Here is a 13,242-nt window from a genome sequence, read left to right as displayed (position 1 = left end):
GGATCACGCTCGTGGCCGTCGCTTCTGGCATCAGCGCGGCCACCATCGCCCGCGGGATCACCGAGCTGTCTGGGCGTCCTTCGCCGGTCGGCCGGATCCGGGCTCCAGGGCCAGCCGCAAGCCGGTGACGCCCACCGACCCTGCCGCACCCCCATTCGATGGTCACCCAGTGATAGCGCCGCGCACCCCGTGGAGCCCTGACCACAACTACGCCGCTCCCACGCCTCTTTGGGGATCCGGGGCAGCAAGATGCGAGCCTGGACGGACCCGCAGCCCGCCACGACCCTGAGGTGCGACGGGACCGCCATCGCCTACCGCGGGGACGTCGCCTCACACCACTCCCGCAGACCCGGATGCCGACCGCGGACCGCATCCGCGGCTACACGCGCGATCGGAGCCACGGCCGCCAGGGCACGGGCCAACGTGCGACGCCCTAGGGATGCCCTATGGACGACACGAATGAGACCCGAGTGCTCAATGGCCCGTAGATTGGAAGTACGGGCAGTCGCGCTCGCGGCCACGAAAGAGCGCGTGATGACAGCAGACATCGATTTCACGGCGTTTCTCGACGCCACGCCAAGCCCGTACCTGGTGCTGGATGCGGACCTGGTGATCCGCTACGCCAACCCGGCGTGCCTGCGGGCCGCAGGCCGGACCCGGGACGAGTTGGTCGGGAAGTACTTTTTCGATGCCCTGCCGGAGAATCCCGGCTTCCGCGCCGAGGCGGAACGCGATCTCAAGGCCTCACTGCAGCAGCTTGTGAACACCGGGACGCCGGAAACCGCGGTGCTGGAGCGGTACGACGTCCCCGCACCCGGCCAGCCGGGCGGGTTCGAGGAGCGATGGTGGTCCGTGATCCACACCCCGCTGTGCGGACCTGACGGCACCGTGCATTGGATCGTCCAGCAGCTACAGGACGTCACGGCCTTCGTCCACTCACCCCAGGCCCGTCAGCTCGGCGAGGGGGCGGCCGGGCGGACGAAGAGCATAGCCGCCGAGCTGTACGCGCGGGCCGGTGAGCTGCACCGGCTGAACACCGAGTTGCGCCAGGCCCACGCCCGCGAGCGGCAGGTCGCCGTCACCTTGCAGGAGGCCATGCTCTCGGCCCCGGACCTGGACCGGCACAGCAACATCGCCGTGCGCTATCTGCCCGCGACTGCGTCACTGAACGTGTGCGGCGACTGGTACGACGTCGTCGACCTGCCCCCCGACCGCTATGCCGTGGCGGTCGGGGATGTCGTGGGTCACGGCCTGCGTGCCGCCGCCGTGATGGGCATGCTCCGCAGTGCTTTGAGCGCGGTCATCCGCGCCATTCCCAGCCCCGCCCAGGCCCTGGAGGTCCTCGGCCTGTACGCCCGCTGCGTGGACGGCGCCCTGGCCGCCACCGCGGTCAAGGTCCTCATCGACACCCGCAGCCAGCTGATCATCTACAGCAGCGCAGGGCACCCGCCTCCCGTCCTGGTCCACGGCGACGGGACCTGCGCTCTGCTGGACCAGGCCACTGATCCGCCGCTCGGCGCACGCGAGCACCATGTCCCCCGCCCCCAGGCCGGCCTCCCCTACACCCCGGGAGACACCCTCGTGCTGTACACCGACGGCCTCATCGAACGCCGCGGCGAGGACATCGAAACCGGCCTGGACCGCCTGACCAGCGCCTTGGCCCAGGACCGCGCTCTCGCCCCCGACCTGCTGGCCGACGGACTACTGGCCCGCCTCGACGTCGCCGGGGGCGCCGGCGACGACATCGCATTCGTCATCATCCGCCTCTGAACCCCGCGCGCCTTCCCGACAGCGCCCGCAGACACTCCGCCCGAGTCAGCAACCGGCGCACAGGGCTGGCGAAGGCGTCCGCCGCCTGGGCCCCGACGGCATCACACTGCGGCGGCGGGCTCACTCCGCAGGGGCGGCCGCGTCAGCGGCGCATCAAGGGCTCCGGCGGGATCCCGGGCCGGTCCTTGGGCAGCAGGACCCGCAGGGCGCCCGGCCGGACGGCGCACACCACGGGCAGCGGCAGGCGCACCGCTTCGCCGTCGATGCCCGCATCCAGGTGCCCCGCATCACCGTGCAGCGTGATGCCGGGAGCCGACCAGACGAGGACACCTTCACTCGCCGGACCGTCACCGCGCGCGGGCCGGCGCAGTTCGCCGCGCAGACGCCGCAGGAGATCCGGGGGCCCTGGTGCCGGGCGTTTGAGGACGATCACGCCCAGCTCTCCCGTGGTGAGCGAGAAACGACGCCCCAGCCAGAGCGGTGTGGCCAGGTGGTACGGGTTGTTGGAGATCAGCACCACCTGCGGGAACTCAACGCTCCCAAAGGGTGAGTCCAGGCGGGCCCGGACCCCCTGTTCGCCCTTGACATAGCCGGGCGCCACCGCGGTGAAGGCGCGCGGCTTGTCCTGCCGGTACCCGGGCTCCAGCAGCGCATCGGCATACACGCCGAAGGAGACGTTGTTGACGAAGACGCGCGAGCCGAGTCTCCCCAGATCCACCTGCGCGGGCTCACCGTCGGCCAGAGCGTCCAGCGCCCGCCCTGGGTCCTTCAGATCCAAGCCCAGGTCCCGGGCGAAGTGGTTACGGGTGCCCGCCGGGACCACGACCAGCGGCCGACCCGCGTCGGCGGCCACCGCCGCGACCGCCGACACCGTGCCGTCACCGCCCGCCACCCCCAGCACCGGCGCACCCTCTTCCACGGCCGTCCTCGCAAGCGACGCCGCGTCCCTTTGCGCGCTGGTCGTCCAGACCTGGGCACCCAGGTCCTCGGCCCGCTGCAGGAGGCCGTAACGAGCAAGCTTGCCGCCTCCCGAACGCGGGTTCGCCACGATCACCGCCCGGGCACTGGTGCGGGCAAAGGCCATGATCACACCCCTCTCTGGCTACTCGAAGGGCCGGTCTGCGGCCGCCCGGCCGACGTAGGAATGAACGCTGCGGCAGCCCACCCCGCGCAGGCCGGGCAGCGGCGCATTGTGCGCTGCGGGCTTCGCGGTGATCAGTGCTGCGGGTGCGGTTGGTGGCACAGGGACCGCAGCTGCGCGGCAGTGGCGCTCGGGGCGAGGCGGCCGACTTCGACGCGCATCCTGATCGCCTGGAAGACCTCGATCATCCCCAAGACCACCGCTGTGACGCCCACCGCCAGGGCGAGCGCGACGATCGAGGTGAACGGCGAGACGATCAGCACCATGCCCGCCAGCGTGCTGCGGATCCCGTAGAACAGCTGCCAGCCGCGCCCGGGTGTCGGCGGAGGCCGCCGCAGCCGTCACCAAGATGCCGCGCAGCAGCCGGCTGAAGCCGATCCACAGCACGAGCAGAAACCACCCGCAGCGTCTCCTCCGGCCAGGCAAAAACCACCACTCCCGGGCCGACCGTGACCAGGCCCGTGGTGAGCGGGATCTGCCGGCCCATGTTCGCCACCGTGCCCAGCCCCCGCTCCTGGGGGCGTGGGAGGGCTCGGTGCTGGGCGCAGGGCCGGTGCCAGAGGAATCAGAGGGTTTCGTCATGGCGCTGGCTCCTTCCGAAACAGCACGGTCGGGCCTACAGCTCCATCGTCCCCTCGCCGGGCCAATGCATCCGGCGCAGACCGGTCGGTGACCGCGCTACACATCACTCCTCCTCGCCCCCCTCGTGCCGACCCGGGACGCAGAGCACCGGTACGGGGGACAGGTGCAGGAGTTTGTGCGGGGTCGAGCCGAGGAGGGCACCGCGCATCGGGCTCTCGCCATAGGTGCCGACCACGATGAGCCGGGCCTCGTGGCGTACGGCGGCATCCAGCAGGGCCTGGGCCGGCTTCTCGTCGACCAGGTCGACCAGAGTGGAGACGCCCGCAGTGTCCGCCGCCGCCACCGCGTAGTCGAGGGCGACCCGCCCGGTCTGGTGCAGTGCCTCGCGATGGGCCCGGTACTCCTCGCCCATGCCCCCGGGGGCCGCCGCGGCGTAGACGAGAACGAGGGGTTCGCTGTAGACGTTCGCCATCTCGATCGCGACCCGCAGCGCACGCTGCGCGCCCGGCGACCCGTCGTATCCGATAACGATCGCCATCTTCCTCAGTGCTCCTTGCCGTTGACGCCGTGGACGAGGTCGGGGTCGGGCACGCTCGGGCGTTCCGACCAGAAAGCCGGTGCCACCACGCGTAGGACGAGCATGATGACCACCCCCACCAGCGCGATACCGATCCCGATGACCAGCGGCGGGCCCAGACCGAACCAGGAGACGCCGCTGTAGGAGTTCTCCGGGTCGGAAAGATCGGCCACCGACTCCACCAGCAGCCAGGCCAAAAGCCCCGCCCCGATCAGTGGACCCAGCCCCACGAGCAGGAGGAAGCGGACGCTCTCGAGGAGATGACGGCGGTAGTAGACCGCGCAGGCCAGGCCGGTCAGGGCGTAGTAGAAGGCGATCAGCAGCGACAGCGCGGTGAGCGAGTCGAACAGGGCGTTCTCGCTGATGAGGTTGACCACGACGTACCAGGCGATGGCGATGCCCGCGACCCACCAGGTACTCACGTCGGGGGTGCGGAAGCGGTGGCTGATGTGCCCGAAATGCCGGGGCAGCGCGCGCCGGCGGGCCATGGACAGCGCGGTCCGCGACGCCGGGATGATCGTCGTCTGGGTCGAGGCCACCGCGGACGTGGACACGGCCAGCAGGACGACCCAGTCCCAGCCGCCCATCACCTCCCCCGCGAGCAGCGCGAAGATGTACTCCTCCTCGTCGGCGTTCTCGGTGAGGTAGGCGGTGCCGGCATAAGCGACGACCGCGTAGGCGACTGACACGTACGTCACCAACAGGATGACTGTGGACCAGACGCCCGCTCTGCCGGGGGCGGTCGCCGAGTCCTCGACCTCTTCGGTGAGGTTGACCGCCGACTCCCAGCCCCAGTAGCTGAACACCCCCAGCAGCAGCGCACCGGTCAGCGCTGCACCGCCGGGGCCGAAGGGGCCCAGCCAGGTGAGTGACGGATCGATGGAGTCGAGCGTGCCGGTATCGGCGTAGACGCGGTACAGCGCGACCACCGCGAAAGCGAGCAGGCAGACGACCTGGGCGAGGATGAGGAAGTTCTGCACCCTGGCCGACAGTTCCGTGCCGATCACGCAGACAGCGGTCATGAAGACGATGAGCAGCACCGTCAGCAACTGCCGTAGGAAATCGTTGTCGACCCAGCTGTCCAGGCCGAAGGCGAGCAGGGCGAACGTCACCGCAACGTCCGCCAGCGAACCGACCACCAGGACACCGGTCATCGCGATCGCCCAGCCACCCAGCCAGCCCGCCCACGGGCCCATCGCCCGGGTCACCCACGAGAACGTCGTCCCGCAATCCTGATCAACCCTGTTGAGGAAGTAGAACGCCGAAGCGATCAGCAGCATCGGCACAAACGACGCCACCAACACCCCGGGCGCATAGATGCCGACCAGCGCGACGACCGGACCGATAACAGCCGCCAACGAATACGCCGGAGACGTGGAGTTCAGCCCGATGACGAGTGCGTCGACGAACGTGATCGCGTTCGGTTTCAGCCCTTCGCCCTCGGGCGGGCGGGCTTCAGCGGTGGCATCGGTCATCTACGGTCCTTCGCTCCGGCAGCTCGCGGGTGGAATCCAAACACCATGGGGGCTCAACAGGGAGCCAAGGGACTTTCTACGCTATCCGGGCACTCCAGCCCGTCTGCCCGCGCACACCCCACCGCGAGCCCCATCCGGTCAGCAGACCGAGGCAAGGGGACGGGGTGGCTGTGCACAGGGGCCGAACCCCGCAACCCCCGCCACACTCCGGTCTGACCGCACTGTTCTGGTGGAGCGTCAATCCGTACGGCACCTGCCACCGGGACCTGGACCAGCGGCTCGACCCGGTGTCCACCGCCGCGCCCCGCCCCTGCATCTCATCCGAAAGCCCCGCCCGTTCGACCCCGGAGACGCGATGTACCAGACCCCGACGTTGGGACACTCGCGACCCTCGGATGAACGCAGCGGCCTGGCGTGCCCAGGACCTGCTGCGGGCTACGCCGCCCGCAACCCACAGCAGTCCTCGAACATTTCGCCCACCTGGAGGACGCCGGCTGGGCTTCTGATTCTCTGCGGGAGCAGGCGCTGCCACGCCTTGCCGGGAAGGCGTTCTCCTTCCACGGCCGGGTCAGCGCCGCGATCCGGATCATGCTGCGGGCAACCTGTCCCGTGTCGTGTCCTCGGTGACGCTCAGATCCTGGGTTCCCAGGACCGACAGCAGTTCCAGCTGCTCGGCTCCCGGGCTTCCGGGCGGTGCGGTGAACCACAACAGGCGTTGGCGTCCGTCCTCACTGAGCAGGTTGTAGCAGTCGAGTTCGATGATGCCGAGCGTGGGGTGGACGATCTTCTTGTGGTCCATGCGGCGCACCGCGACGTCGTGGGTGTCCCAGAGGGCGGTGAACTCCTGGCTGCGGCGGCGCAGCACGGCGACCATCTTCGTGACCTCCGCGTCCCGGCCGCGCCGGGCGGCCGCTGCCTGCAGGTCGGCCACGAACACCCGCGAGTGGTGCGGGTGGTCCTCGGACGGGTACCTCTCGCGCGCCTGCGGGTCGGTGAACCAGCGGTACACGAAGCTCGCCGCCGGGCCGCGGTGTGCCGGGGACTTGCCGAGCAGGTTCCGGGCCAGGTCGTTCTCCACCAGGGTTTCGTGCAGATCGGTGATGACGCGCGCGGGGGTGTCGGACAGCCGGTCCAGGAGTCCGAGAAGCGCGGGCTGCACGTGTGCCGACGGTCCGTGTGCTGACGGAGGGACCGGCCGTTCGGCAAGGTGAAACAGGTGGTCGCGCTCGTCGCCGTTCAGGCGCAGGGCTCGGGCGAGGGCGGCCAGGGTCTGGCTGGAGGGCTGCACGCCGTTCTTGGCGCTGCCGCGTTCCAGCTCGGTGTAGTAGTCGGCTGACAGCCCTGCCAGCTGGGCGACTTCCTCGCGGCGCAGCCCGGGGACGCGTCGGCGGGGGCCTTGCGGAAGACCGACCTCGTCGGGGCGGATGCGGTCGCGGCGTGTCCTGAGGAAGGCGCCGAGTTCTGGAAGGTTCACCTCTTCATGGTCGCGCGCGTGCCAGACCGTAGCCAGGGGGTGGCATCCCCTGGGTAAACGCAGCCCTGGCTAGGGGTTGGGGGGCCGACCGATCGTTTGAGGACGCAGCAGGGCGACGGCGAGAGCGCGGCCTGATCGCATCCACCACAGGAGTCAGTCATGCCTATCCCCACCTGGGCCGGGACAACCGCCCCGGCCCAGCCCTGCGGCTCACCGCCAACGGCGGAATCGTCTGAACCGCCCGCAGCCACCCCACCGGTCAGCGAAAGGCCCTGTCGTGAGGAACGACGCACAAGGAGGGGCATCCTCATCACCGGGCCATCCAGGCGTCCTCGGGGCACCACTGTCCGTGCGCGCTCTGGCCCTCGCCGGACACACCGTGCACGCGGGCATCCGCCAGATCGCGGCCCGCAACGCGACCGCGGCGGCCGGCCTCGAGCGCTACGACATCAACCACCGGGTCGACGTGCACAGCGCCGGGCACATGGTCCTGGGCGCCGCCAAGGCGTTCACCGTTCGAGCCGTTCGCAGACCTGTACGACGTGAATGTTCTGGGCACCCAGCGCGTCAACCGCGCCGCCCTGCCGAAGTGGCGTGCGCAGGGCTCGGGGCTGCTGGTGTGGATCGGCAGTTCCAGCACCCGCGGCGGCTGCCCGCCCTTCCTCGTCCTGTACTTCGCCGCCAAGGCCGCGATGGACGCCACATCCGTCAGCTACGCCGCCGAGGTGATCCCGTTCGGCATCGACACCGCGATCGAGGTGCCCGGTGCGTTCGCCACCGGGCGCCAACCACTTCGCCAACGCCGGAGCCCCCGCCGACATCCCCTGCGCGGAGGCCTACGACCAGCGTCTCCGACCCCTGTGGGTGATCTGGACAAGCGCCTGGCGCGCTCATCCCTTCGAACGCCGAGGTGACCGAGGTCGCTGAAGCCGTCGCGACTGTTCGCGATGAAGCGGCACCCGGCCTCTGCGCACCCACACAGACCCCAGACGAGACGGCATCGACGTCGTCCGCGCGGTCGCCGACCGCTTCCGCGCCGACTTGTTCCGCCGCACCGGACTGGACGACGGCCTGCTCACCCCAGGCACATCCCTGTCACACCCCACAGAGAAGGAACAACCAGCCATGCCTTTCGCCAACTTCAAGGTCCCCGAGAAGACCCTCACCCCGAAGCAGAAGGAGGAGATCGTCACCCGCACCACCGAGCTGTATGTCGAGATCTACGGCGAGCGCGCCCGCACCAACACCATGGTTCTGATCGAAGAGGTCACCGACGGCGGCTGGGGCATCTCCGGCAACGTGCTGACCCTCGCCATGCTCAGCGAGGCGACACCGGCCAACACCAGCGACGCCTGACCGCACCGGCCATCCACCGGCCACAACAGCACCTCGAAACCGAGGGCCGCGAAATCGAGCGTCCGCCACACTGTCTCGTTCATCCGGCGGTCGGTCAGACCAGCGGCCAAGCCCTTCATCGTGTCCTGTCCCCGCACCCCCTGCGGTGTCCGCCCGGGCGCGGGGACAGGCACGACGGCGGCCAACCCCCACTCGATTTGCTTGTCCAAGTCCATGCGGATGCTGCCGTGCTTGTTGACGTTGCACCAGAGCAGCGCGGTGCTGGCGCTGTTCCCGTACTCCAGGACCTGGAGTGCGCTGGCCAGGTAGTCGCACGGGAAGACTGTGCGCGCCGTACGCGCGAGCTCTGCGAGCGCGGCCTGGGTGGGGTGCCTGGGGCCGTCGCGGGTGGAGTGCCGCAGCACCTGCTCCGCCTCTGCCGCCCCGGGCCGGAGCGCAGTGGCACACGAAACCATCTCGTCGTACCGCCGCTGCTCGATCAGCCCACATCGGACCGGCCGCGTCAGCTCGATCCCAGCGTCCGTGCAGTGCCGCAGCAAACCCTTCGATCACCGCGGCGACCACTGACGACGAACAGATCTCCCGCTCGAAGGAGACGCAGACACTCCTCTTCTCGATATGCCAGCGGATCATCACATTGTTGCCGCCGTGTCAGGCATCCAGCGCGCGGGGACCCGGTCAACCACCTCGAAGCCAGTGCCGCAGTCCGGGCACGCCGCTCGACCAAACAGATACGGCAGGCCACGTGCCAGGCGCTGTTGTCCGTCAGCGAGGGCCGTCCACGGCGTCCGGCCCCCTCACAGCCTTCCTGGCCTCGGCGTCACTCGTCTCGTCAGGCATCACCAACTGTCCTTTGAAGATCGGGAGTTGAACCGCTCCCCTACAGACCCGCGTGCCAGCGATGCGCGGCGGTGACGCGCAGGCGTCCGTCGTGGACTTCGGCGGTCTGGTCGACGGCGGCGAGGTGGGTGCTGTCGTGGGTGACCAGTACGGTTGCGGTTGCCTGCTGGTGGGTCAGACGGGTGATCAGGTCGATGACGGCGGCGCCGCGTTCGTGGTCGAGGGCGCTGGTGGGTTCGTCGACCAGGAGGACGGTGGGGTCGTTCATCAGGGCGCGGGCGATATTGACGCGCTGGCGCTGGCCGCCGGAGAGCTGGTGGGGTCGTCGACCGGCCCGGTCGGCCAGACCGACCGCATCCAGGAGTTCCATCGCGCGGAGGTGGGCGGTGCGTGGCTTGCGGCCGTCGATCTGTGCCATGACCTGGAGCTGTTCGACGGCGGTGAGGGAGGGCAGCAGGTTGGGCTGCTGGAAGACGATGCCGATCTTGCGGCGGCGCAGTTCCGTGAGCTCGCCGCGGGTCATGCCAGTAGTGGCCAGGCCGTCGAGGGTGACGGTGCCGGAGTCGGGTGTGATCAGGGTGGCGGCGACCGCGAGGAGGCTGGACTTGCCGGAGCCGGAGGGGCCGACCACGGCGGTCAGGCTGCCCTTGGGCACCTCCAGGCTGACCTGGTCGAGGGCGGTCAGGCGGGTGTCGCCGTCGGGGTAGGTGAGGGTGATGTCGGTCAGAGTCAGGCTCATCGGGCGCTCCCCAGCGCGGTCAGCGGGTCGACGGAGGTGATGCGGCGGATGGACAGGGCTGCTCCGAGCACGCCGAGGAGCACCATCACGGCGGCGGGGAGCAGGACGGTGGCGGGGGTGAGGAGGAAGGGCACGGCGGAGTCGGCCACGAGTGCTCCCAGGGCGGCGGCGATGCCGGTGCCGAGCAGAGTGCCGCCGACGAGCAGGACGACGGCCTGGCCGAGCGCGTCCTTCAGCAGGTTCGCGGTGGAGGCGCCCAGAGCCTTGAGGACGGCGACGTCGCCGCTGCGCTGGATGGTCCAGACGGTGAAGAAGGCGCCGATGACGAGGGCGGAGATCGCGAACAGGAAGCCGCGCATCAGCTGCAGGGAGCCGTTCTCGGAGGTGTAGGAGCCGATCGCGGACAGCGAGTCGTCCTTGGTGACCGTCCTGGTGCCGGCCTGGTGGTCGATGCCCGCCGTATTCGCCCTGGGGGTGGTGTCCAGGGCGATGACGGTGGCGGTCGGGCCGTCTGTACTGCCGGTGGGCGGTGCGGTCTTCTGCCAGACATCGAGGCTGGTCCAGACGACCGGGGTGTGGCTGAAGGAGGCGTCGCCCTCGACGGCGGCCACCGTCAGGTGCTGCCCGGCCAGGGTGAAGGAGTCACCAGGGTGCAGGCCGAGGTCGTCGGCGGCTTGGGTGGACAGCACCACCGCGCTGCCGGTGATCCTGCTGCTGTCGGGGGCGAGGCGGGAGCCGGGCTGGACACCGAACGCGGAGACCCCGGTGCTCTTGTTCCCGGCGGCGGCCTTGGTGGTGGTGATCCCCAGCGGTTCGGCGTTCTCGACCCCGGGCGCCTTGGACCATTGCTGCCACTGCCGCTCGGTGACGGTGGAGTTGACGTACGACAGACTCTGACCGCCGCTGGGCGCCTGGAAGGCGATCTTGTCGGCGGGCAGGGACGTGATCGCGGAGATGTTCTGCCGGCCCAGTCCGGCCGTCAGCCCGGACAGGAGCCCGACCAGCAGGGTGATCAGCACGATGACGGTCCCCATCAGGGCGAAGCGCCCCTTGGCGAACTTCAGATCTCTGCAGGCGACAAACACGGCCTTGGCCTGTCCTTTCCACCGGGAAGGGGTACGTCCCCACCGTCGCCGCCGACTCCCTGTGGGCGCATCTGGCCCAGGACGGCACTTCGCGGGCCGAAAGGCGGCACGCGGGTTCCTACTTTCGATAGAGGCCCCTCGGCCGCGGCCTCCGTAGTCTGGAACACACTGTGAACACCGCTGCCCCCACCCTGACCCCGACCACCCGGACCCTGGCCTGGTGCCTGCATCTGCTGGTCATCGGCCTGCTCGCACTGGCCGCCGGCCGGGCCGTGACCGACGACCGGCCCCACGCCGGATGGATCGTCGCCGCCTCCGCCGCGTGCGGTCTGGCGTACGCGGTCGGGCCCATGCTGCCGCGCGTACGCCGCTCACGGCGGGCCGCCGGGCTCTGGCTGGCCGTCGTGGGCGCCTGCTGGCTGGTGCTGCTCGCCCTCTCCCCCGACGCCGTGTGGGTCGCCTTCCCGCTCTACTTCCTCCAGCTGCACCTGCTGCCCCGCCGCGCCGGCCTGGCGGCGGTGGCCGCGACGGCCGCCGCGGCGATCATCGGCTTCGCCGCCCACCAGCACACCTTCGGCCCCGCCATGGCCATCGGCCCCGCGCTCGGCGCCGCTGTGGCAGTGGCCGTGGTGTGGGGATACCAGGCCCTGTACCGAGAGAGCGAACACCGCCGCAGACTGATCGAAGAACTCACCGCCACACGCGCCGATCTGGCTGCCGCCGAGCACACCGCGGGTGTGCTGGCCGAACGCGACCGCCTGGCCCGCGAGATCCACGACACCCTCGCCCAGAGCCTCTCCAGCATCCAACTGCTGCTGCGTGCCGCCGAACGAGCCTTGCCCCAGGCCCCTGAGAACGCGGCCCGCTACGTCGACCAGGCGCGGCAGGCCGCCGTCGACAACCTCGCCGAAGCCCGCCGCTTCGTCGCCGCACTCACCCCACCCACGTTGGACGGCACCACCCTGGCCGGCGCCCTGAAACGCCTGTGCACCACCACCGCTTCCCGCCACCGCCTCCCCACACGCTTCCACCTCACCGGCGACCCCGCCCCGCTCGCCATCGCACACGAGGTCGCCCTGCTGCGGATCGCCCAGTCAGCCCTGGCCAACACCGTCCACCACGCCGAGGCCACCACCGCCGAAGTCACCCTCAGCTACCTCGGCGACCGAGTCGCCCTAGAGGTGGTCGACGACGGACACGGCTTCGACCCCGACCAGTTGCCCGCCCCCGACCCCGAGGCAGGCGGCTTCGGGCTGGCCGCCATGCGCGCCCGCGTGGACGCCCTGGGCGGCACCCTCACCATCGAATCCGCCCCCGGCCACGGCACCGCCCTGGCCGCCCAACTACCTTTCACCCCGCCGGCCCAGACCCAGCGTGAGGCCCGAACGTGACCGACGACGCCCCCGTCCGTCTACTCCTGGCCGACGACCACCCCGTCGTACGGGCCGGACTGCGCGCCGTTCTGGAAACCGAACCGGGCCTCCTCGTCGTGGCCGAAGCCGCCACCGCCGAGGACGCCGTCGCCCGGGCCGCCGAAGGCGACATCGACGTCGTGTTGATGGATCTGCAGTTCGGCAAAGGCATGGGCGGCGCCGAAGCCACCGCCCAGATCACCTCCCGGCCGGAAGCCCCCCGCGTGCTGATCGTCACCACCTACGACTCGGACGCCGACACCCTGCCCGCCATCGAAGCCGGCGCCACCGGCTACCTCCTCAAAGACGCCCCGCCCGAGGATCTGGCCGCCGCCGTACGCACCGCCGCCGCCGGACGCACCACACTCGCGCCCGCCGTCGCGGACCGGTTGATGAACCGCCTCCGCGCCCCCGGTGCCGCCCTGACCCGCCGCGAGAGCGAAGTCCTCGCCCTGGTCGCTGACGGCCTGTCCAACCAAGCCATCGGCGCGCGCCTCCACCTGACCGAAGGCACCGTCAAGTCCCACCTCACGCGCATCTACGGCAAACTCGGCGTCGACTCCCGCACCGCGGCCGTCGCCACAGCCATCGACCTCGGCCTCATCCGCCGCTGACCCCCTACCCCCAAGATCGGCTCAGCATCAGGCCGGGATGTGATCACGCCCCGATCGCATTGCCTCGGAGTGCCAATACCCCATTCTGCGCCCGGAATCGGGCAGGGAAGCTCCTGCCATGTCTGCTCAATGACGAACGGGATGGGCACAGTCGAGCGCATATGGCGGTACCCGATC

General features: G+C 70.2%; 12 protein-coding genes and 1 pseudogene. 5 read left to right on the top strand and 8 right to left on the bottom strand.

Annotated features, from left to right (window positions below; translation table 11 throughout):
- Positions 1 to 534 precede the first annotated feature (534 nt).
- On the top strand, positions 535 to 1,770 hold the full coding sequence (locus tag ACWDRW_RS24830) for a PP2C family protein-serine/threonine phosphatase (protein WP_451726234.1): 1,236 nt from the start codon (positions 535 to 537) through the stop codon (positions 1,768 to 1,770).
- Positions 1,771 to 1,912: 142 nt separating this feature from the next.
- On the opposite strand, the gene ACWDRW_RS24825 is transcribed toward ACWDRW_RS24830, so the two are convergent.
- From ACWDRW_RS24825 to ACWDRW_RS24805, 5 genes are all read right to left on the bottom strand, one after another.
- The gene (locus tag ACWDRW_RS24825) at positions 1,913 to 2,854 is read right to left on the bottom strand and encodes a diacylglycerol/lipid kinase family protein (RefSeq protein WP_451726233.1); all 942 of its coding nucleotides are present in this window, start codon (positions 2,852 to 2,854) and stop codon (positions 1,913 to 1,915) included.
- A 131-nt stretch (positions 2,855 to 2,985) separates the two neighbouring features.
- On the bottom strand, positions 2,986 to 3,177 hold the full coding sequence (locus ACWDRW_RS24820) for a hypothetical protein (RefSeq protein ID WP_451726232.1): 192 nt from the start codon (positions 3,175 to 3,177) through the stop codon (positions 2,986 to 2,988).
- Between the two features lie 419 nt (positions 3,178 to 3,596).
- The gene (locus ACWDRW_RS24815) at positions 3,597 to 4,031 is read right to left on the bottom strand and encodes a universal stress protein (protein WP_451726231.1); all 435 of its coding nucleotides are present in this window, start codon (positions 4,029 to 4,031) and stop codon (positions 3,597 to 3,599) included.
- Positions 4,032 to 4,036: 5 nt separating this feature from the next.
- A complete protein-coding gene (locus ACWDRW_RS24810) occupies positions 4,037 to 5,545 on the bottom strand; it encodes an APC family permease (protein ID WP_451726230.1) in 1,509 nt (502 codons plus the stop codon).
- Between the two features lie 586 nt (positions 5,546 to 6,131).
- Complete coding sequence (locus ACWDRW_RS24805) at positions 6,132 to 7,019, bottom strand: helix-turn-helix transcriptional regulator (protein WP_451726229.1); 888 nt, start codon at positions 7,017 to 7,019, stop codon at positions 6,132 to 6,134.
- Between the two features lie 542 nt (positions 7,020 to 7,561).
- Between ACWDRW_RS24805 and ACWDRW_RS24800 the strand changes: the two genes are divergently transcribed.
- Both ACWDRW_RS24800 and ACWDRW_RS24795 read left to right on the top strand, forming a co-directional pair.
- Positions 7,562 to 7,933 carry an SDR family NAD(P)-dependent oxidoreductase gene (locus tag ACWDRW_RS24800; protein WP_451726228.1) on the top strand — a complete coding sequence of 124 codons (372 nt, stop codon included), beginning with the start codon at positions 7,562 to 7,564 and terminating at the stop codon, positions 7,931 to 7,933.
- A gap of 211 nt (positions 7,934 to 8,144) precedes the next feature.
- Positions 8,145 to 8,375, top strand: a complete 231-nt coding sequence (locus ACWDRW_RS24795; RefSeq protein WP_451726227.1) for a tautomerase family protein — start codon at positions 8,145 to 8,147, stop codon at positions 8,373 to 8,375.
- A 356-nt stretch (positions 8,376 to 8,731) separates the two neighbouring features.
- Here ACWDRW_RS24795 and ACWDRW_RS24790 read toward each other — a convergent pair.
- The 3 genes and pseudogenes from ACWDRW_RS24790 to ACWDRW_RS24780 all read right to left on the bottom strand — a co-directional run.
- Positions 8,732 to 8,830 (bottom strand): annotated as a pseudogene (locus tag ACWDRW_RS24790) (hypothetical protein); the annotation flags it as partial.
- A gap of 425 nt (positions 8,831 to 9,255) precedes the next feature.
- Entirely contained in the window at positions 9,256 to 9,954 is a 699-nt protein-coding gene (locus ACWDRW_RS24785) for an ABC transporter ATP-binding protein (RefSeq protein ID WP_451726226.1), read from the bottom strand.
- Complete coding sequence (locus tag ACWDRW_RS24780) at positions 9,951 to 11,039, bottom strand: ABC transporter permease (protein ID WP_451726225.1); 1,089 nt, start codon at positions 11,037 to 11,039, stop codon at positions 9,951 to 9,953. Before ACWDRW_RS24780 ends, ACWDRW_RS24785 begins: the two co-directional genes overlap by 4 nt.
- Positions 11,040 to 11,209: 170 nt before the next feature.
- Here ACWDRW_RS24780 and ACWDRW_RS24775 point away from each other — a divergent pair, with 170 nt between their 5' ends.
- Both ACWDRW_RS24775 and ACWDRW_RS24770 read left to right on the top strand, forming a co-directional pair.
- Positions 11,210 to 12,430 (top strand): sensor histidine kinase, encoded by a 1,221-nt coding sequence (locus ACWDRW_RS24775; protein WP_451726224.1) that lies wholly within the window; start codon positions 11,210 to 11,212, stop codon positions 12,428 to 12,430.
- Complete coding sequence (locus ACWDRW_RS24770) at positions 12,427 to 13,065, top strand: response regulator (RefSeq protein WP_451726223.1); 639 nt, start codon at positions 12,427 to 12,429, stop codon at positions 13,063 to 13,065. The genes ACWDRW_RS24775 and ACWDRW_RS24770 overlap by 4 nt, the downstream gene beginning before the upstream one ends.
- Positions 13,066 to 13,242 lie beyond the last annotated feature (177 nt).

The organism is Streptomyces sp. NPDC003635 (assembly GCF_053587635.1).
Note: the sequence above shows the minus strand (reverse complement) of the source record. Positions and strands in the feature narration are given on the sequence as shown.